The organism is Streptomyces sp. AC558_RSS880 (assembly GCF_019049255.1).
Taxonomy (GTDB): domain Bacteria; phylum Actinomycetota; class Actinomycetes; order Streptomycetales; family Streptomycetaceae; genus Streptomyces.
Genome location: NZ_JAGMUJ010000191.1, coordinates 108,855 through 130,004 on the forward strand (window position 1 = coordinate 108,855; position 21,150 = coordinate 130,004).

10 protein-coding genes are annotated in these 21,150 nt (G+C 70.4%); 3 read left to right on the forward strand and 7 right to left on the reverse strand.

All coding sequences use genetic code 11. From position 1 onward, the window contains the following. Nucleotides 1–81: 81 nt before the first annotated feature. From KUM38_RS40285 to KUM38_RS40295, 3 genes are read right to left on the reverse strand one after another with little or no spacing between them, the layout of a single operon-like run. On the reverse strand, nt 82–768 hold the full coding sequence (locus KUM38_RS40285) for a hypothetical protein (RefSeq protein ID WP_217137105.1): 687 nt from the start codon (nt 766–768) through the stop codon (nt 82–84). Then, nucleotides 765–2,279 carry a hypothetical protein gene (locus tag KUM38_RS40290; protein WP_217137106.1) on the reverse strand — a complete coding sequence of 505 codons (1,515 nt, stop codon included), beginning with the start codon at nt 2,277–2,279 and terminating at the stop codon, nt 765–767. Before KUM38_RS40290 ends, KUM38_RS40285 begins: the two co-directional genes overlap by 4 nt. An 8-nt stretch (nt 2,280–2,287) precedes the next feature. After that, nucleotides 2,288–2,752: a hypothetical protein gene (locus tag KUM38_RS40295; protein WP_217137107.1), complete on the reverse strand. Its 465-nt coding sequence runs from the start codon at nt 2,750–2,752 to the stop codon at nt 2,288–2,290. Nucleotides 2,753–3,136: 384 nt separating this feature from the next. Here KUM38_RS40295 and KUM38_RS40300 point away from each other — a divergent pair, with 384 nt between their 5' ends. Next, on the forward strand, nt 3,137–4,009 hold the full coding sequence (locus tag KUM38_RS40300; protein WP_217137108.1) for a helix-turn-helix transcriptional regulator: 873 nt from the start codon (nt 3,137–3,139) through the stop codon (nt 4,007–4,009). Further along, a complete protein-coding gene (locus KUM38_RS40305; RefSeq protein WP_217137109.1) occupies nt 4,006–4,206 on the forward strand; it encodes a DUF397 domain-containing protein in 201 nt (66 codons plus the stop codon). The genes KUM38_RS40300 and KUM38_RS40305 overlap by 4 nt, the downstream gene beginning before the upstream one ends. Before the next feature lie 24 nt (nt 4,207–4,230). Here the strand turns inward: KUM38_RS40305 and KUM38_RS40310 are convergent, their stop codons facing one another. The 3 genes from KUM38_RS40310 to KUM38_RS40320 all read right to left on the reverse strand — a co-directional run bounded on the left by KUM38_RS40310 (nt 4,231) and on the right by KUM38_RS40320 (nt 16,775). Beyond that, nucleotides 4,231–8,382: an Eco57I restriction-modification methylase domain-containing protein gene (locus KUM38_RS40310; RefSeq protein ID WP_217137110.1), complete on the reverse strand. Its 4,152-nt coding sequence runs from the start codon at nt 8,380–8,382 to the stop codon at nt 4,231–4,233. Next, on the reverse strand, nt 8,379–11,369 hold the full coding sequence (locus KUM38_RS40315; RefSeq protein WP_217137111.1) for a helicase-related protein: 2,991 nt from the start codon (nt 11,367–11,369) through the stop codon (nt 8,379–8,381). The genes KUM38_RS40310 and KUM38_RS40315 overlap by 4 nt, the downstream gene beginning before the upstream one ends. Before the next feature lie 123 nt (nt 11,370–11,492). Continuing rightward, nucleotides 11,493–16,775: a DEAD/DEAH box helicase gene (locus KUM38_RS40320; protein WP_217137112.1), complete on the reverse strand. Its 5,283-nt coding sequence runs from the start codon at nt 16,773–16,775 to the stop codon at nt 11,493–11,495. 226 nt (nt 16,776–17,001) lie between these two features. Between KUM38_RS40320 and KUM38_RS40325 the strand changes: the two genes are divergently transcribed. Next, the gene (locus KUM38_RS40325) at nt 17,002–17,982 is read left to right on the forward strand and encodes a serine/threonine-protein kinase (RefSeq protein WP_217137113.1); all 981 of its coding nucleotides are present in this window, start codon (nt 17,002–17,004) and stop codon (nt 17,980–17,982) included. Nucleotides 17,983–18,038: 56 nt separating this feature from the next. Here KUM38_RS40325 and KUM38_RS40330 read toward each other — a convergent pair whose 3' ends face one another. Next, complete coding sequence (locus tag KUM38_RS40330) at nt 18,039–21,122, reverse strand: pPIWI_RE module domain-containing protein (protein ID WP_217137114.1); 3,084 nt, start codon at nt 21,120–21,122, stop codon at nt 18,039–18,041. Nucleotides 21,123–21,150: the final 28 nt, after the last annotated feature.

Below are 21,150 nucleotides of genomic sequence, written 5' to 3' on the forward strand. Positions count from 1 at the left end.
GGGAGCATCATGGACGGTACGCAGGGTGACTGTCCCGGTGCCGACGGTATGGTGTACGGGCGCGATGCGGCCGGTTCGCCCTTATCCCTTCGACATCGACGAGGGCGGCGTGGGGAGAGGGCTGACGCCGGGTTCGAAGTGGTCGCGGATGTAGATGCGGGTGCGCTGTGGCGTGTACTCGTGCACATAAACGCTGACACAATGCTTGTCGGACAAGCCATACATGTCAGAGATTTCCTGTTCCTCTGTGGCCTTGGGGGAGCCGGGGCAGACGTAGCCGTAGCGCATGCCGTCCTTGAGCGTCTCGGGTTCCGGGAGCCCGAAGTGCGCGAAGTCGTGGGGGGTGGCGTCGGCCTGTGCGGAGGTCGGTTCCAGCCACTTCTTCTCCGGCGGGTGCTGCTTCAGATAGGCCTCCGCCTCCGACCTGGTCAGGGTGAAGGTGAGGATGCCCGTGTCGAAGCGGGAGGTGACCTTGTAGGCGGCCTGCGGGGACCGGGCCGTGGCCGGAATGCCGAGGTCCAGCTGCTCGCTCATCCACTCCGGTGTGATCCCCTCGGCCCACCGCACGTCCGCCGCCTCCTCGCCCAGGCGGTCACCGGGTCCGGTGTCGTCCGGTGCGCCGAGGAGCCAGCCCGCCGCGACCACGGCGCCCGACAGGACCAGCACACCCGCGGCCACGCCGGCGACGAGCCACGGGCGGCGACCACCGCCACCTTCGGTACCGCTCGCGCCTTCCTCGGGTGCCCCGAAGGGATTCACTTCGCTCACCGGCCATCCGCCCTTCCCGTCGGCATGCCGGTCGCACGGTCCTGTTGTTGCTCCCGGCCGGGGTCCAAGCGTCCGTCCCTGCTGTCGTCGGGACCCGGTAGCGGGTCGTCGTTCGGCTTCGAGGAGCCGAGGTCGTAGTGATGGACGCCGCTACTGCCCGCCATGTGGAACTCCTGGGCGAAACCTACCCGGTGCAGCTTGGCCATCTGCCCGTCGGGGATCTCCAGCGGACCGATGTCGACGCCCTTGCCCTCGTCCCAGTTGTACCGGTCCCAGACGTTCACCTGGTAGTCGACGCCGATCCTGGGGTTGCCGTTCGCGTCCGGGACCGCGGTCACCACACCGGTGACGTTGGTGTTGGCTCCGCCCACCGCGTAGAACCAGTTGGGGTCGACCTCCTTCCCGAAGTAGAAGCTCTCGGGATGCTTCACCTCGACCGGGAAGGCGACCGGCTTCCCGCCGTTCTTCCTGAACTCGTCGAGCGCCTGCCTGCGCCAGTCGTCCTGGTTCAGTCTGACCGCCTCGTCGACGTACGCCTTATAGGAGGGGACGTCCGCCAACATCTTGTCCACAGGCAGGTTCATGGAGCTGCCGCTGTTTCCCAGGTAGTGGGCCATGTGACGGGACGCGTCCGTCATGCCCTGCCAGTCGGCACCCTCCGTCAGCAGTTCCATCTTCTGCTTGGTGGCCCACTCGCTGAAGCCGGGCGACTCGGAGCCGTGCTTCCCCGCTCCCGCGTCCGCCGCGACCTGCTGCACGGTGGGGCTCAGTACGCCCGCCGCCATCAGGTCGTCCTTCTGCGCCAGCCAGAGCCGTGCCCGCGCCTCGGGACTCAGGGACTCCCACAGGCGCCGCAGTTCGGCCCGCTGCTCCGGGTTCGCGTCCCCGCCGAGCCCGGCCAGTTCCTTCGCGCGCGGCAACTGCTCCTCGTCCAGGGACGTGTACGTGGCGTGACCCGCGTTGTGCGGGTCGTTGCCGTGGCTCTTGCGCAGCGCGCGTACGGCCGCCGCGTCGACCTCGGCGGCGTGCTGGACGATCCCCGTGAGAGTGTCCGCGTACCACTGCATGCGGTCCTTGGCTCGCTGGTCGGGGCCTTCGGGGGTGCACATCGCCTCCGTGACGCGGACCGTCCCGTCCGGGCCGTCGAGGACGAGGAGCCCCGGGTCCGGCGGAGTCCGGTCCGGGTCGCCCTTACGCGCATCGTCCGTGAGAACCCGCGCCCGATTCTGACAGTACGTCAGCTCGGCATGGGCGTCGGTGAGGACGTTGGCGATGCTCTCGGCCTCCGCCTGCAGGTCCGTGAACTCCTTGGCCGTCTTGCGCACGAACTCCTTGGTCACTCCGGCGTTGACGCCCTTCCAGCGGGCTCCGTCGGACTTCTTCGTCAGGCCGTCCCGCACATCGGTCGCGAGGTCGGCCAGTTCGCCGGCCATCGTCACCCAGTCGGACGCGGCCGTTCCCAGCTTGGCAAGGTTCAGGGCCATGAGGTCCGAGTACGAGAAACCACCCATGGCACTTCCTACTTGAAGTAGTCGTTCAGCACCGAGACGGGCAACGTCCCCGTACGGCCACGGATTTCGGCGGCTATCTTGGCGTCCTCCCGCGCATACAGCTTCTTGCTGTAGTCGAGGTGGTTGGAGATGTGCGCGCAGGCCTGCAGGACGTGCTTCACCTGCGAGGTCCAGACCTCGACGGTCGACTCCAGTTCCGGCCCCAGCCCGAGATCGTGACTCTTGAGCTCGGCGGCCGCCCGCATGGTGGACCCGGATCCGTTCTTGTCCGCGCCCGCGCCGGCGATGTCCGCTCTCTTCTTCAGCTCACCGTGGAGGACGAACGCCTCGTGGCCGACGGCCCCGAGATCGTCCTGGTACACCACGAGATCCAGGTCGCCGGCGCCTCTCGGTCCGGCCTGGTTCAGCTGCATCCGGGCGGCCTGGCCCTCCGACGTCGCGGCCTTGGACCTCTCCCACTCTTCCCAGACCACTTCGATCCCCCCGTTCTTCGCCCTACCGCGGCGGGTTCCACTGCGGCCATCAGCCGCCGCTCGCACAAACTTATCAACTCTCTTCACCTGCCCGGCGATTGGTTTTACCTCGCTTCTGACCGGCCCTGTTGCGCCGCGAGCCGACACCCGGCGGCATGGCGTGCGGAGGCAACCCGTGAGAACGGTCGGTTCACCAGGTGCGGTGACGGTTCCCCGGTTCATCCCACCGAGGGTGGCGGAGTCGTCCTACCGTGAGGAGCACCGCGACGGTACGCAGGGTGACTGTCCCGGTGCGGACGGTGTGGTGTACGGGTGTACGGGCGTGACGTGGCCGTGCCGTCGCCGGTTCGTCCTCGGTACAAGGAAACAGGGTGGTGGTACGGCATGGCGGCACAGCCGGGTGCGGGGGTTCCCACGGGCGGCGAGGCGGACGGCACGGACGAGGTCGCGGACCTGTTCCGGGCGCTCGGCCGGCAGATCAAGGTCGCCCGGGAGCGGGCCGGACTGAGCCAGAAGGAGCTGGGTGACCGGCTCGGGTACGGGGAGGAGACGATCTCGTCGGTCGAGCGGGCACGGCGGACGCCTCAACCGGAGTTGCTGGTCGCGGTGGATCGGCTGCTGGAGTGCGGGGGCCTGCTGGCTTCTGCGGCGGAGGATGTGGAGCGGGCGAAGACTCGGCGGAGGGTGCGGCATCCGGAGTGGTTCAAGGATTACGCGCGGTTGGAGCAGGAGGCGGTTGAGCTGCACGACTACAGCTCGCTTGTCCTTCCTGGACTCCTGCAGACGGAGGCTCACGCGAACGTGGTGTTTCGGACGCGTCAGCCCTTTCTGGACGAGGCGACCGTCGAACAGCGCGTGGCCGCACGGCTGGATCGCCAGCAGATTTTCAACCGCTGGCCTCCACCGTTCACGACCTTCACCATCGAGGAATCCGTGTTGCGTCGCCCACTCGGCGGGTGGGACGTTCATCGTGAACAGCTGGAAACCCTGCTGAGGTTCGGCAGGCTACGCAGTGTGGAGCTTCAGGTGCTGCCGATGGAGCGCAAGGAACATCCCAGTCTGGGCGGACCGTTCATCATGCTCACCCCAAAGGGAAAGCCGCAGGTGGCATACCTGGAGGTCCAGCACATCAGCCGACTGATCACAGATCCGGACGAGGTACGTATCCTTGCCGCACGCTACGGCAGCATCAGGGCGCAGGCACTCACGCCAGAAGAGTCACTGACCCTGATCAAGAAGATGCTGGGAGACCGATGAACACCGAACAGCCCGCACGGCTGGACTGGTTCAAGAGCAGCTACAGCAGCGGCGAAGGCGGCGCGTGCGTCGAGGTCGCCGCCGACACGACCGCCATACACGTACGCGACTCCAAGGAACGCGGTGGTCCTCAGCTCGCGTTCGCGCGGGGCGCGTGGGCCGGGTTCGTCGCGGACCTCGGGCGGGGTCGGACCTGACCGGCCCGCCCGAGGTCACGCCACTCAGGCCTCGTGGCGCGGCCCCTCCCCCGGCGGCGGGTCCAGCACGGTCCGGTACTCGCCGCCGGTCGCCCGGGCCTCCGCCATGCGGTCGTAGACGTCGAGGATGAGGTCCTTGGTGCGGTAGGCACCGCCGTGGGCGGCCTCATCCTCGCGCTGGACCACCGGGAACGTCTCCATGACGTACTCGACGTCCGCGCGACTGACCCCGTAGAGGTGGAAGAGCGCCGCGTCCAGCTCTACGCGCAACAGTTCGCGGCGTTCGTCGTTCCAACGGAACGGGGCACCTGCGCAGTCGAGGTCTGCGGCAAAGCCGGCCATGTCCCAGCTGGTGTATGTCAGTTCCAGCACACGGTCGATGAACCAGCGCACTCCACCGGGCGCCTCATGGAAGTCGGTGAGCCCCGGCACCGGCAGTTGATACAGGTATCCGTACGTCAGGTGCGTACCCGCGATCTTCTGACGGATCACGTAGTCAAAGACATACGACGACATGCAGGCCTGGAGCAGGGCAGCCGATTCTGCACTCTCCGGGAACACGAGCGGGTTGGTGTGCCCGACACCGTACGGCGGGAGCACCGTAGCCATGGTGGTTCGGGTATCGGTGGAACGGGCGATGTCTCGCCATCCCAGCAGCCACCCGTTCCACCACTCCCGGTCCGCCAGCCGCGTAGCAACCCCCGGCCACATGATCCGATTGCCCTTCTTGTCCCGCTTACCGGAGTCCACGTCGTCCTCCGGCACCCAGTACCGGGGCAGTGGAGCGAAGTCCGGGTCGTCGTGCTGTTGCGGCGTCACACGCGGCAACGTACCCATGTTGGCCTGGGCCTGAGTCTGGCCCTCGTACGTGCCCAGACGGTGGTCAAAGTGGTGGAGCATCTTCGCCTCGTACAGCGGGAGGTACCGCCGCTTGTCCCCGGCCTCGGGGCGGACGAACACGTTGTCGGTGAGGCGCCAGCCCTCTTCCTCCAGTTCCTCCTTGGTCCGGAAGAGATAGGAGTCGTTGGACATGTGGAACATGGTCATGAACGTCAGGCCCCACGGGTTGGTGCCGCCCCAGCCGTTCTCGTCCGGCTCCTTCATCAGGACCGGAACGCGGCGGTAGACGCCCAGGGTGATCTCGGCGTCCCGGCGGGTGCGGAACACCGGGAGCGTGCCCGTGTTGGGGTTGACCAGCAGGATCTCCTCCGGGGGCATGGCGAACCGCCGACCGTCCAGGTCCTCCATGTACCGGGTACCGAAGGCGAAGGACGCCTCGTCGACCCGCGTACCCACGCCGGTAGCGGTGAGCAGGGAGAAGCGCACCGAGTGGTGCACGTCCCGGCTCAGGATGAACGACTCGTTCTCGAAGTCCAGGAACGACGCGAGCCGCGCCGTGCGCACCAGGTCGGAGAAGAACGGGGCCGTCGTCGCGTCCGTGGCGATGCCGGTGGGCAGGACCAGACCCAGGCGCCCGGCCGGGGCGATACCCAGGGAGGCCGCCTCGGTGAACACCGCGTACGTGTTGACGTCGCCCCGGCCGGCCAGCGGAAAGCGGCCGGAGTCGCGCAGCAGATGGCTGACGCCCTCAGAGAGGCGGCGGGCGGCGATGAACTCGGCGTGCAGCGCCCGGTCCGTCTCCTCCTCGCTCTCGGCCAGCGCGTCGATCATGCGCTCGCGGGCCGCCTTGTTCGCGGCGTTCGCGATCTCTTCGTTCCGGGTCGCGAAGAACTCCTGCTCCTGGAGCTTGACCCGCTCCCACGGCGGATTCCCCAGCACACAGCTGAACCCACCCTGCCACCCGGTGCGTTCGTCGACACCCGGCGCGTCCAGGTCCGCCGGGACCCGGAACACCTCGGGGAACTCCAGGTGCCAGTGGAAGAAGTGGTACTCCTCCTTCAGCCGCTTCACCATGTCGACCGTGCCGGGCGGCAGGCTCGCCTCACCCTTCTCGGAGTGCAGGGTGAGCAGGGACTTGGTGGTGAGCGCGGGCGGTGTCGCCGCCGACACCGTCTTCTTCCAGACGAACGCCGCGCACCACGCGTCCGCGAGCTCCAGGGCGCGGACGTAGTCGCGGGACGTGGTCAGTGCGTGGTATTCACGGGCCTGGCCCTGGACGTCCTCCAGCTCCTCCGAGTCCACACCGGTGATCAGGGAAACCTTCTCACCGAACTCGGCGTTGGAGCCCAGGACGAACGGCTCCTCGGCGAAGAGCTCCACCTGGCTCACCCCGCGCCGCAGCGCGGCCCGCCACGCCGCGCGCTCCGACGCGTTCCGCTTCTTCAGGTCGGTGACGTGCTTCCGGTCGTCGCCCTCCAGCGGCTTGAACGCGTCGTCCGGCAGGCCGCCGGCCAGCAGTTTCGGGGTCGTGCCGAGCAGGCCGTTGCCGTGCTTGATGTGGGCGTCGAGGAAGGTGAGGGGCCGGCCCGGCTCCATCGCCTCGATCCACAGGGAGACCTTGGCCAGTTCGACGGCCATGCGGTTGAGGTCGACGCCGTAGACGCAGCGCGAGACGACGTCGCGCAGGGCGTGCCGTACGTCCTCGGCGCTGGGCTCGGGGTCGTCCTTGCGGATCTCGGCGAGGCGGCGGGCGATACGGCGGGCGGCGGCGACCAGGAAGTGGCCGGAGCCGCAGGCGGGGTCGCAGACCGTCAGGGCGAGCAGGGCGTCCTCGCGCTCCTTCGGCGTCGTACCGGAGCGGACCGCCTGGTCGATGACCGGGTCGAGCGTGGAGTCGAGGAGGCAGTCGATGAGCGGGGACGGGGTGTAGTAGGAGCCGGAGGTCTTGCGGTCGTTGCCGTCGAGCTTGGCCAGGACGTACGTGTCGCCCTCGTCCAGGCGCGGCTCCAGCTCCAGCAGGGACTCGTAGACGGAGCCGAGTTCGTCCGCGCCCAGGTGGCGGTAGTCAACCTTGCGGGGGCGGCCCAGCTTGGCGTCGTGGACGACGGACAGGGCGCGTACGGCCTCGTACAGGGCCTGGTTGGACAGGCTGAGCCCGTCCAGGATCTCGTCCGTCTTCGTGGGCTCGAAGAGGCCGCCGAGGGCGGGCAGGCCCAGCTCGGGACGGCCGCCGGGGGTGCCGAGGCCCTTGATGACGAGGTCCAGGGCGTGCCACTGGTCGCCGTGGAGGGTGCCGACGCGGCGGGCGAGGCGGCGCAGGCGGGCCGTGGAGAAGTACTTCTCGTAGGTCTCCCGGGCCGCCGTGGTCGCCTCGGGGTGCAGCAGCAGGTCCCGGTCCTCGGTGACGAAGAGGAACAGCAGGCGGTAGGCGAGGCGGAGCAGCGCCGGGTGGAGGTGGTCGCGGACGTTCTTGTCACGGGTGCGCAGGGCGTCGCGCAGCGCCGCGTTGTCGGGGTGGGTGATGAGGCCGTTGCCGATGGCGACGAGGGCCTTCTCCACTCCCTTGCGGAGTTCCTTCAGGGCGCGGGTGCCGCTGTCGATGGCTTCGGTGCGCCACTTCTCCAGCGGGCAGGTCGCGGCCGGCTCGCCCTTGGCACGGGGCTCGAAGCGGGTGCGGTGCAGCAGTCGCCACAGCAGCACGAAGTCGTCGGAGCGGTTGCCTTCGAAGATCGCCTGGAGGTCGAACTCGATGAAGGCGGCACCGGTGAGGGACGCCGACTCGCGCAGCAGGCGTAGCTGGCGGCCGTTGGAGAGCACGCCCCACAGGGTGGAGTCCACGGAGCGGTTGAGGTACTCCTGGACCATCGACTGCGGGATCTGCTTGGCCAGTTCCGGGGTGCGGTGGTCCAGGGGGACGTTCCAGCCGGTGAGGTGCACGGGGACGTGCGCCCACTGGTGGCTGACGTCGAAGTCCTTCTCCTCGTCGCGGGAGCGCAGGCCGGGGGCGGGCACGGGGGTGAGGGCGCCGAAGCCGAGCTGCTCGAAGAGGGGCAGCAGCCAGCGTTCGGTGGTCAGGCCGACCGCGTGCACGCCGGGGTCGGCGTCGGCTCCGTCGCGGACCAGCGCGTCCTGGTAGGCGGTCCACACGCCGCGCAGGTAGCCCCAGGAGCGTTCGGCGGCGTCCCGTACGGAGTCGCCCTTGGCGTACAGGCGGTAGTCGGCGGGCTTGGAGCCGGTCTGCTCCTTGCCCTCCTTGATCCGTACCAGTAGATCGTACGGGAGCAGGCCGCCGACGGTGGCGACGGTGTCGGTGACGAGGGTTCTGGCGAGGCTCATGCGTCCGCTCCCTGGGTGATCGTCGCGACCGGACGGTAGTGGTAGACACCGAGGACGTCGGGATCGCCCTGCGGAAGCACCTTCAGGCCCTGGAGACGGGCCTGGGAGGCGGTGCGTACCCGGTGGTGGGAGTCCTCCAGCTGTTTGCCGAGTTCGGCCGAGCGCACCCGTAGCGCGGGCATCAGGACGGCGGGGAGGGCGGCGAGGATCTCCTCGATGTGCCCGGCGGCGAACTTCGGGTCGGTGTTCCCGGCGGCGCGGGCGTCCAGGAGGGCCAGTGCCTCGTCCTCGGGCAGCCATGCGGGGGCAGTGGCACTGCCGTGGAAGGCTACGACCCGGGCGTCCTCGGCGAGCCGCTCGACCGTTCCTCCCTTGCGGGTCGGCAGGTTCAGCTGGAAGCGGTGGCGGACCAGCAGGAGGGTGGTGGGGCGGGCGACCGCCTTGGTGCGGACGACGCCGCAGCGGCGGGCGGGGCGCTGCCACTGCGGGATCTTGTCGGCGTCGTCGAGGGCCGCGTCCAGGACGAAGCGGGCGGTGGCGGCGACCACCGGGTCGGTGCGGGTGAGGGCGGCCTCGCCGCGCGGCGCGCTCGGGGCGTCGTGGAAGACGACCGGGCGGGGGTGGCGGGGGCCGAGCGCGGCGGAGACGGCGTCGCGCAGGCCGAGCGGAAGGGCGTCGGTATGGACGGTGAAACCGCCCTGCTTCGTCGGGGCGGGCATGCCGCGCAGCGCCGTCAGGGCGCGGCGGGTGAAGTCGCGCACCTCCTCGCCGGTACCGAGCGCGGCACGAACCTCGGCGACCTCGGCGGCCACCTCGTCCTTCTTGATGCGGTGCTGGGCGTAGCGGGAGCGGTTGCGCTTCTCGCGTTCGGCGGAGGACTGCCAGGCGATCTCCAGTTGCTCGGCTGCGGCCGCCTCCTCCTGAGGGAACAGGCCCTCCTGTTCGTAGGCCGTCTTCTCACCGCGCAGGATCAGGCCCTCGAAGACGGCCTGCATGGCGCTCTCGGACTCCTGCGGCACGGGTACGGAGATGCCGGTGACCCGGCGGATCCGCTCGTGCTTGCGCAGCAGGACGTTCAGGACGATGCCGTCGACGGGGTTGTCGGCGCCGTACAGGGTGAGCGCCTTGACGACGTCGGTGCGCTGGCCGAAGCGGTCGACGCGGCCCTCGCGCTGCTCGTGCCGGGTGGGGTTCCAGGCGAGGTCGTAGTGGACGACGGCGTCGAAGGACTCCTGGAGGTTGACGCCCTCGGACAGGCAGTCGGTGGCGACCAGGACGCGGCGCTCGGCCGGCGGGTTGCCGTCCTCGTCGGCGCCGGTCAGTTCGGCGATGCGGGTGACGCGCTGGTCGGGCGAGAGTTCACCGGTGACGGAGGCGACGGCGACCGGGTGCTCGGTGCCCTTCTTGTTGAGGACCTTGGCGAGGTGCCTGGCCACGTAGTCGGCGGTCGCGATGTAGCGGCAGAAGACGATGGGGCGGTAGCCCTCGTCGAGGAGGTCGGTGACGGTGGCGATCAGCTTCTTGAGCTTGGTGTCGCGGGTGGGGCCTTCGAGTTTCCTGGCCGCCTCGGCCATGGCGATCAGACGGGCCTTCTCCTCGTCGTCCTCCGCGGTGTCCTCGTGCTCGGAGGTGCCGTCGGGGCCGTCGGCCGCCTCCGCGGCGGCGGGCAGCCGGGTGCCGGGGACCGCGTCGGCGGACTCGGCGCCCTCGCTGTCGGCCGGGTCGGAGACGGTGCGCTCGCCGGTGCGGTCGGCCTCCTCCGGGGAGTCGGCCTCCTCGACGCCGGCCCGGGTGTTCAGGGACTGCACGGCGGCGGCCGGGGAGGAGGACAGGGTGCGCAACAGGGCGAGGGTGGACCACCAGCGCTGGCGCTGCTGGAGGGCGCCGTCGGCCGCTCGGACGGTCTCGCGGGCATACGCCAGCACCTCGTCGAGCAGCTTCTTGTAGTCGCGGTGCAGAGTGTAGGGGGACTCGGCGGTGTCGCGGGAGGAGGGGAAGTGCGCGCCGTCGCCGAAGTCGTCGCGGATGTCGGCGCGGCGGCGCTGCACGAAGTACTCCGCGAGGAGCCGGCGGCCCGCCTCCGTGTCGAAGCTCACCGTGGCGAGGCGGTCGTCGAGCAGGCCGAGCAGGCGGCGGAAGGGTTCCTCCTTGCCGCTGTGCGGGGTGGCCGTGACCAGCAGGAGGTGGCGGTCCGCCTGGTCGGCCAGGGCACGCAGCAGGGAGTACCGCTGCTGGGAGGTGCGCGCGGAGGCGCCGATCGCGGTGTCGGCGACGCAGGAGTGCGCCTCGTCGACGATCACCAGGTCGGGGCAGTTCTTCAGGAAGTCCTCGCGGTGGCGGGGGGACTTGATGAAGTCGGTGGAGACGACGTAGGCGCCGTCGGGGCGGAACACCGACTGGCCGTACGGCGTCTCGCGCAGCAGCCGGCCGATCGTGGACGGCAACACGAGACGGGCGTCCACGCCGAACTTGCCGTACAGCTCGGCCCGCCACTGCTCGGCCAGGGCCGGCGAGCACAGCACGACCAGGCCCCGGGCGTCGCCCTGGGCCAGCAGCTCGGCGGCGATCAGTCCCGCCTCCACCGTCTTGCCGATGCCGACGTCGTCGGCGATCAGGAGGCGGACGGTGTCCTGGCGGAGCGCCATCAACAGCGGCACCAGCTGGTACGGGCGGGGGTCCACGGAGACCGAAGCGAGCGAGCGGAAGGGGCCGGCGCCGGAGCGGAAGCCGATGCGCAGGGCCGTGCGCAGCAGCCCGGCGGCCTGCTGGTCGCCCAGGTCGGAAGGGGTGGGCGGGGCGAAGGTGGCGGGTACCACCTGCTCCAGTGCGGGCAGGATGCCCGCGACGTCGTCGTCGGCGCCGCCGAGCGGGCGCAGGACGAGGAGCTCCGGCGTGGAGTCCGGCAGCACGACCCACTCACGGCCCCGGGCATGGACGAGGGAGCCGACCGCGTACTGCTGCTGGGTCGGCTGGGCGGCGGTGGTCATGGGTGCCTTCCGGGGTCGGGGCGGGCGGAACTACGGTCGGGCCGGCGGGCGGGTGCAGGTCGCACGGGGACAGCGCGTGACGCGCCGTCCCCGTGCACGGAGGGTGGTGAGATCCGCCGCAGGTCAGCGGCGTGCCTCACCGAACACCGAAGGGTACTCGGCGACGGCCTTGGCCCAGTCGTCGTCGTACCGGATGCGGATGACCTCCCAGCCGATCTCCTTCAGCCGCTCGGCGGCCTCCTCGTCACGCAGGGCGGTCTCGGCGTGGTCATGGTGCGGGCCGTCGACGAACACGGCGACCGGGCCGTAGCCGGTGTCGTAGACGAAGTCCGGCTTGGACAGGGCCTCGCTCACCTTCATCTGCTGGCGTTGCGGCAGATGGTGGCCGTGGGCCCGGAGGTAGGCGATGAACCGCTCCTCCAGGGAGGAGTCGGCGCCCTCGATGAGCGCGTCGGCGTGCTCGTCGCGGGTGCGGCCGACGTGGCCGCCGCCGACCGCACCGTCCTTGAGCTCCATCAGCAGGTCGCGGACCAGACGGCGGTCGATCGCCCGGTGGTGGCGCTGGTTGCCGAAGGAGAGCAGGCAGTCGTAACAGCCCTTCTCGCAGGGGTCGCCGTTCTCCTTCTCCGCTCCCCGGTCGCGGCCGTGCTGGTCAAAGTGTGCGATCTCCAGGGCTCGCCGTGCAGCAGCGGCGAGCGCCTTGGGCTCGGCCTGCAACCGGCGCAGCACACCCGCACCGCCCTCGGCGCTCTCGATGAACAGCAGCCGCTCGCGGGGACCGTCGTACGGAGGCAGCTCCTCGGTGTCCAGTTCGGAGTCCTCCAGCTGGAACTCGGCCTCGATGCCCCGCTCCAGCGCGTACTGGAGGGTGATCGCCGTGTCCCGGTCGACGGGGGCCGCGAGCTGGAGCACAAGGATGTTGCGGGTGTCCTGGACGTAGGGGATGACGGGGACCTTGCGCAGCGCCTTGTCCGCGTCGGCCAGGCCCTCCTGTTCCTCCGGGGCCTCCCGGCCGGCCGTGCCGGTGCCCTTGGCTCCGGTGGAGCCGGCCAGCCACTCCCCCGTGACCGGGTCGATCCAGAAGCCGATTTCGCCCTTGGCGACCGAGCGGCGGTAGCCGAGGTTGGTGAGCCGGACCGTGGCGCTGTCGCCGTAGGCGAGGTGCGCGAGGAGCGTGCCGGCCGCGGACTTGGCCTCGGCCCGCAGGGAGCCGTCGCGGCCGTCCTCGTGCTTCTTGAAACGGTAGGAGATCTCCACGGCGTAGCCGGTGCGCTGGCGCTCCTCCTCGTCGGAGGAGATCCGGTCGCGGCGCTGGGTGAAGACCGTGTGCAGGTGCAGCAGGCCGGTGCGGGCGTCGCCGAGCGTGCCCTGGCAGCCGGGGCAGGTGTCCTCGCGCTGGTCCTCCGGTGACAGGTAGCCGCAGCTCTGGCACACCTTGGCGCTGTCGGTGGTCAGCTCGCCGGAGGTGTCCGGCGGCAGCTGGACCCGGTTCACCTTGAAGCGGCTGCCCTCGTGGTAGATCAGCGCGCCGGGGCCGAACTCGCGGATCGCGATGAACCGGGACCGCTGGAGGTAGTCGCCGTCGTAGCCGCGGCTGGTGCGGCTGGTGCCGGGGATGTACGCGGCCAGCGGCAGCCGGGGGAAGGAATAGCCGGGCAGGAAGCCCTCGGAGGCGAAGTAGCGGTACGGATAGAAGTCGGACAGCACCGTGCGCTCACCGCCTTGGCGGTTCTCCAGGAGCGCTATCTGGTTCTCCGCCTGGGCGCGGCGGCGTACGGCCTGCTGCTGGGAGCGGCCGGTCGCCGTGCGGTTACGGATGTTGTCGTGCTGGAGCTCCCGCTCCTCCAGCGCCTTCTGGTAGAGGGTGCGCCAGCGGCCGCAGGCCAGGTCGAAGGCGCCCGGAGCGCCGCTGACGGTGTCCTCCAGCCACTGCTCGTGCCACCACGAGGTGTCCCGCAGTGTGTCGGCGCAGCCGGCGAGGACGGTACGGGCACGGGCCAGGGCCCGGGCTTGCGCCCTCTTGTTGGCGATCTGCTCGCGCACCTCGGGCAGCAGGGCCAGGGAGGGGGCCTTGCCGTCCGCGTCGATGATCTTCGTCATGGAGCGGCCCAGTTCCAGGCCGGTCTCGGCGAGCCAGATGGCGTGCACGTGCGAGGCGAGCAGGTCCTCGTTGGCCAGGTCCAGGCGCGGCGGGGCGACGGTACCGGCGACCATCTGGGCGGAACGGGTGAAGTAGTACTGGTCGTGGCTGTTGCCGGTGGCGCAGTACGTGGTGACCAGCGCGGGCTGACCGGAGCGGCCCGCACGGCCGGAACGCTGGGCGTAGTTGGCGGGGGTGGGCGGCACGTTGCGCAGGTTGACCGAATTGAGGCTGGCGATGTCGACGCCCAGCTCCATGGTGGGCGAGCAGTACAGCAAGGGCAGCGGAACGCCCTTGCTGAACAGCTGCTCCCGCTCCTCGCGGATGTCGGGGTGGACCTGGGCGGTGTGCTCGGCCGCGTGCAGGCCGGCGAAGGTGCCGGCGACGTCCTTGTAGAGGCCCTTGAAGAAGGCGTTGACGCGGGGCCCCCGCCCGTCGCGGTAGGTGCGGCGCAACCGGTCCACCGCGCCGTGGTCGTCGTCGCGGGCGTGCCAGCGGATGACCGGGTGGTGGATCTGGTAGCCGGGGTCCTCCCCGCGCTGCTGGGTGACGCGCGCGAGGACGCCCCCGTCGGCGAGGACGTCGAGCAGGTCGCGGATGACATCCTGCGCGTCGTCGAGCGAGAGGCCGTGCTGCCAGTCGGGGAAGGTCCCCGACTTGCGGACGTAACGACCGAAGGCGCCGCGGCCGGTGAGGTTGAGCTCGCTGCGGGTACGCCCGGAGCGGCCGGGGCGGCCGGGGCGCGGCACCGCGACGCCGGGCGCCGGCGGCGCGGATTCGGTCTCGGCCACCGCCCAGGCGTCATTGAGTTTGGCCGACTCCTTGCGCAGCTCGTTGAACTTCGCCTCGGTGAAATACGGGGTGTCCACGGCCCGCTGACGGCGCAGTTCGTCCATGAGGACACGGGACAGCTCAAGGCGAGTAGCGGGAGTGGCGGTGCGCAGCGGTCCCGCGGCCCGGAGCCACCGTTCCTCGTCCTGGGCGATCTCGTCGAGCCCGGCGTACTCCAGGCCGAGCAGACCGGTCTGCTCCAGGTTGGGCATGGTGACCCGCCAGCCGCGCTCCAGGTCCAGGAACAGCCGGTACTCGGCCACCTGGGCCAGCGCCTCCAGCGTCTCCTCGGCGAGCGCCTCCACCTCGGTGGGGTTGTTGGCGTACTCGTGCCGGGCCAGCCCCATGGCTGCCACAACCTCTTCACCCAGCCGCCTCCAGCGCAGCCCTTTTTCTCCCGCCTTGAGCATCGCGCGGTAGAGGGCGCCGCGCAGCTGGGTCACCATCACGAAGTCGTTGAAGTGCCCCGACTGAAGGCTGGCGTCCTGCCGGTTGTCGACGAAGGTGAGGAGCTTGCGCGCGTCCTCGTCGAGTTCGCTCTCGGGCAGGTTCTTGAGGTGACGGACGATGGAGGCGCTGATGACCGAGGTGGCCGTGGAACGGCCTTCCTGGTCGAGCGTCATCAGCTTGGCGAAGTCCCGCTCCTTGACCTGTTCGTAGCTGACCCCGCACTCCAGGCAGAACAGGAACGGGGCGGGCAGGTAAGCCGCGTACAGGCCGCCCTGACCCTTGTCCACCGTGGCGCCGTCGGGGCGCACCCACACGGGCTGGGGCGCGCGCTTCTTGCGGCTGGCGGTGAGGACGGTCGTTCCCTTCTTCGGGTCGGGGGTGAGCCAGCTGTCGGGGAACCGGCGCTGTTCGACGGCGTCGCCGAGGTGCTCGGGCCAGGGATTGGCTGCGGAGACGTACAGGTAGCCCTGTTCATCGTCCTGGTCCTCGCGGGTGCGGAACGTGACCGTGCCGTCCTCGCTCTGGTCACGGGCCACCGTCAGGTACTCCTGACCGCACTCGCGGCAGAAGGACAACGGCAGCAGCAGCTTCTCCGGCTGCCCGGGCACCCGCTGCTGGTAGGTGCGGGTGATGTATCGGCTTTCGGCCGGCTCCAGGGAGACGTACGCCGAGCCGCCCTTGGACAGGAACTGGTGCAGCCGGAAGGCGAACAGGGGCCGGTCGGTCTCCGGGTCACGGGCCTGCGAACCGGCCTGCAGGGTGGCGCGGATGGCGTTCATGCAGGCGGTGTACGGCTCGTCGTCGGGCGCCTCCTTCGGGATGTCGAAGGCCTTCTCGCGCAGGGCACGCGCGGCGATTTCCACGGTGACGGGATCGGCGCGGACCAGCAGTTCCGTACCGTCCTCGTCGGCGACCTTGGTGAGCCCGAACGTGGTCTCGATCCAGCGGGCCAGCGGGTCGGCGGCGAGCGCCGCGTACTCCTGCGGCGGGTTGTTCTCCCTTACCCGGGCGGCGAGTTCGGCGGAGGTGGGAGCGGCGTCCCCGGTCGCCCGGACCAGGGTCTCGCCCACCACCTGTTCCGGGAGGATCTCCGTGTCGAACAACGTGGAGGCGACATCTGCGACGGCACGGCGGCGGGCGGCCGGGGTGCCGTCGGTAGCCATGGTGGCGGAGGTGCCGACGCACTGCAGGTCGGGCGACTCGCACGCCTCACGCACGCGCCGCACCAGCACGGCGACGTCGGCGCCCTGTCGGCCGCGGTAGGTGTGCAACTCGTCGAGGACGAGGAAGCGCAGGCCCTTGGCCCGACCGATGAGGCGCTTGCGCTCCTCGGGCCGGGTGAGCATCAGTTCCAGCATCACGTAGTTGGTGAGCAGGATGTCCGGCGGGCTGTCGAGCACCGCGTCCTTGTCGGCCTGCTTCTCCTGGCCGGTGTAACGGGCGTACGTGACCGGCTCCTCGCCTTCGCCGTAGCCGGCGGTGAGGAACTTCTTCAGCTCGCCCATCTGACTGTTGGCCAGGGCGTTCATTGGATAGACGATGATCGCCTTGATGCCGGGGGGCGCTCCGGCGTCCTTCTCCCGCAGCACCCGGTCGACGATGGGCACGATGTAACCGAGGCTCTTGCCGGAGCCGGTGCCGGTGGTGAGCACGTAGGACTGCCGGGAGGCGGCGGCCTCGATGGCGTCGCTCTGGTGACGGTGGAAGGTGATGGGGCGGACGGTCGCGTCCGGCTTGTCCTTGCCGACACGGAAGATGCGCTTGCACTCGGGATGCAGGAGGCCCAGGTCGTCGGCGAGATGGTCGACGGTACCGCCGCGCTCGAAGCTCGGGTTCAGTGAGAGCCAGGGATCGGGCCACTGGTCTCCATCAGCGAGGGATTTGGAGACCTTCTCACCGATGCGCGGATCGTCGATCACCACCGATCCGGACGTGTACTCCTTGTAGTCCTGGATGAGTCGGCGGTGCACCCCGAAGACGTCCACGTGATCCTCACTTGTTCCCGACGCGATCCACACGTCACCGTAGTGGGTGGAGGTACGAGTGGTACTGCCCCTCCCTCATCTCTATTAGATCAGCAATCTGTGAACAGAGTCAACACGCATACCGTCCTCGGCCGATGCACTGCACGCGCCGTCGTGCCACACTCTCCCCTGACGACCGCCCGGGGCGCGGCGCCACGGGCACGGAGGGGACGGGGCCACAGCACGGATGAACACGGGATCGCTGATCGCCGGTAGGTACCGGATCAAGAACCTCATCGGTCGGGGCGGTATGGGCGTCGTCTGGCTCGCGCACGACGAGAACCTCGGCCGCGACGTGGCACTGAAGACCATGAGCACCGACCTCGGCCTCACCGAGGAGCAACGCGCCCGCGACGCCGAACGGTTCCGCCGTGAGGCGCAGGCCGTCGCCCGGCTCGACCACCCCGGGCTGGCGACCGTCTACGACCTCGGCGAGGAAAACGGTACGCGTTTCCTTGTGATGCAGTATGTGATCGGGCTCTCGCTCGGTGACCGGATCATCGAGGAAGGCCCGCTCTCCGTCGAGGAGACCGCCTCGATCGGTGTGCAGATCGCCTCCGTCCTGGGTTCGGTTCACGCACGTGATGTCGTGCACCGCGATCTCAAGGGCAGCAACGTCGTCATCCGTACGGACGGGGTGGTGAAGGTCCTGGACTTCGGTGTCGCCGCCTTCCTCGATCCCGAGGCGACATCGCTCACCACGACCGGAGAACGTCCCGGAAGCCTGGAATGCATGGCGCCGGAACAGATCCGGGGCAAGCCGGTCGACGCGCGCACGGACCTGTACGCGCTTGGCTGTCTGCTCTACGCGATGCTGACGGGTGAACCCGTCTTCGCCCACGACTCCGAACTCATGCTGCCCGGGATGATCCTGGAGAAGCCGCCCGCGCCGCCCCGGGAATTGCGCCGCGGAATCCCCACCGCGCTGGAGGAACTCGTGCTCCAGCTGCTGGCCAAGGAGCCCGACGAGCGGCCCGTTCACGCGGGTGAGGTGTGGCAGCGCCTCTCCGCGTGGTTACCCGCACGTCGTACGCCTGAAGAGGCCCTGGTGCCGTGGGCGGAGGTGGACCCGCTGCGGCCCTTCACCCATCCGATGGGTCCCGACGCACGACCGGTGCGGGCCTGGGCCCGGGCGGTCGGCCGGCGGGGGCACGGTCCGGGCCTCTGACCGCACGCGGCAACCACCCGGATCGCACACTCCCGCCGGCCCTGTTCCCTTCGGAATCAGAATCCGAACAACGCCAACTGCTCCTGCTCATCAGCAGGTTCGGGCTGATCCGGTTCCAGGGCGAGACCCGCTGCCGCCGTCGTGGCCGGGTCGGGATCCGCCGCAGCGTCCGTCGCACTCTGCTCCTCCGGCGGGCTCACCGGAACCTGTGCGCCTTCCGCCGGGGCTTCCACGCCGTCCACCGGATCCTCTTCCCCCTCGGGCCGCGTCGGCAGCACGTACTGCTGGCCCAGGCCCGCCAGGTGCAGCGGCAGCGGCAGGGCGAGCGCCTGGGGGTAGTCGGGGGGCTGGCGCAGCAGGTGGGCGGCGAGGGCCAGGGCCTGCGGGTCGTCTCCGTCGTCGGTGTGGCAGCCGAGGACGGCCAGTTCGACGAGGGCGGGCATCCAGCCCACCACTCCCGTGTCGATGGTCGGCTCTCCCTTGCGCTTGCCCATCCTGAGCGGACGCGGCGCCAGTTTGTCTGCCTCCACCGCCGAGGAGCTGAACTGCACGGGCTTGGGAGTCGTGCTGTAGAAGACCCGGCCCGCTCCCTCACCTTCCGGGATCCACAGGTGCGGTGCGATGCCGTTGGGTCCGTCCTTGGGGTTCACCCCCCACCACTGGGCGGTCTCGCGGCCCTTCCCCGTGCGCACCCGCACCAGTCGCAGGTCCGGAGCGAGCCGCCGCGGTTCAGCGTGCCCATCACGGATGCGGTCCTGCTCCGTACGGCCGTCCTGGAGCCAGGTCCAGTGCGACCGGGCGTTCTGCGCATCGACCAGGAGCATCGTGGGCCGGCGGCGCAGCGACGCACGTACCTTCTGTAGCCACTCCTCCGCGGTCCGCCGCTGCTCCTCACGGTCGGCGCGCCAGCTGCGCCGGCGGCTGGCGGGCACCGCCTCACCCTCCGCCCGTGGCGCCGGCACGGAGGGCCGTACCTCGGCGAGATGGGTGAGCCTGAGCAGCATGACGGGGTACGGCACCCACGCCCCGGCGCCGTCGTCGGCGTCCGGGTCCCAGCCCTGGACCCGGGCCAGACCGCTCCCGGGGGCCTGGGGGGTGACCAGGACGGCGACCGGGACATCGGCGGCCCAGCGGTTGCGCGCGGTGTGGTTCTTGCGGACCATCCAGACCGCTGCGTACCGCATCCCCTGCGGGACGCCCTGTTCGATACCGTGCTCGGGATGGACCCGAGCGCCCAACTGCCGCAGTCCGTCGTCCCAGGCCATCAGGGCCCGGTGGTCCATGCTGCCCAGGGAGTTGTATCCCTTGGTCTTCTTGGGGAGCGCCACGAACTGTGTGACGAAGCCGGCGTCGGCGCAGCCGAGCCGCAGGGCGAACTTGGAGTCGTGGTCCCGGGACGCGAAATCGGCGGGGCGGTCGATCTCGACCAGGGCCAGTGCGGGCGCCTCCCCGGTCCGGTCGCCGGTCAGCCACGCCGCCGTCTCGGCCCGCCGCTCCCCCACGGCCGCGGTGACCGCTTCTCGGCTACGCCGTACGCCCTCCGGAAGGTCGAGGCCCGCGGTCAGGGCCCGGCCGGTGCCATCATCAAGGCGCACGACGGGCCGCAGGCACCGCACGCGGACGGTGAGTTCCGGCGCCTGCCACTCGTGCACCACCGGACGGCCCGGGTTGGCAGCGTCGTACTCCTGCTCGGTGAAGGAACCACCGTCGCCCTTGAGGCCGAGCCGCGTGGCGAGTGCCCCGAGGGCCGCGTCTCGCATCTCGGCCGACTGCCACAGCAGCCGCGTTTCCAGTACCGGTCGGCCGTCCTCGGTCCGCCTGGCGCCGAGTTCTCCGACAGCGAAAGCCACCGCCGCCCGACGCTCGGCGCAGCGACGGGTCTCCTCCTCTTCCCGTGCCGCCTTGGGGACACTGGAGGGCGGGGCGTTGAGCGGTTTGGCCGCAGCGAGCGCGGTGTGCGTGAGGTCCGGTGCCGTACGCAGTTCGGCGGGAAGGGCCGCTTGCGCCCAGGCCGTCAGCTCCGAACACTGGTTCGACATCAGGCCGGCCTTGACCTCGTGGCCGCCCATCGCGGTGCGGTACACGATCCCGGCCCGTGCGTCGCGCCGCAGCCACTCCTCCGGGTCCGTCAGGATCGCGTCGGCGTCAGGGAACGGTTCGCCGAGGGAGACGTCCTGGAGCAGCCGGGCCGGGCCACCGAAGGCCCAGCCTTCGGCGAACTCGCCCCGCTCCTTGTCCCAGCGTCGCTCCAGCTGGGCGACGGCGTACCGCTCGCTGAGCGGCACTCCGGGCAGCACCGGCACCCGGGGGCGCAGCAGCACCGTGGTCCGGCTTCCGTACGGCAGCCGTACCCGTCCCGTCGCGGGTGACGTGCGCGTCGCCCAGCGGCGGATGGACCAGTGGAGGTGGAAACGGGGCAGAGGGTCGAACGGCACGGTGTGCAGGGTGATGTTGAGGACGACGGAGAACCACCAGGTGCCCTTGCCGGGCGACGGCTCGTACGGCAAGGGCTGCGAGACCAGCTCCGCGCCCTGGTCCCTGGGGCCGCGCGGCATGGCGCGGAAGTGCAGCCGCCCGCCCTCGTACGGGTACGGTCCCAGGGCCAGGACTCGGCGGGCCAGCCAGTCCGTGGTGAGGGTGAACTGGTGGGGGGCAGGCGCGGCGGTGCCGCCCCGGGTGCGGTCGCAGACCAGCAGTTCGCGTTCGACGGGCTCCCACTCGGGCGGGTGCTCGGCGAGCTGGGCGCGGACGTCCTTGAGCAGGGGCCGATGCTCCGGTTCGGGCCGCAGCTCGCGCAGCCAGCGGCCCAGCAGCGGAGTGAGGACGTGCGGGGGCAGCGGGTCGGGGGCGTCCTCGGCAACGTACAGCCAGCGCTCCGGTTCCTCTCCCCGCTCGTGGAAGGGCGGCCGGGGCAGCACGAGGACGTCCGGGACGAAGGCCTGCAGGACCTGTTCGAGGCGGCGGGTGGGTACGGTCCGGTACGGCTCCGCCTGCGGGTCACGGCCGGCGCTGCACAGGGCGAGAATCGCGTCCCGCCACTGTTCGGGGAAGGGCAGGGCGCGGTAGCGCGCGGTCAGGGTCGTCCCGGGGTCGGCCGGGAGCCAGGCGGCGGTGCGGACGGTGCGGTAGTTCACGGGCATGGCGAAACCTCCTTCGGAGGATGCGGCG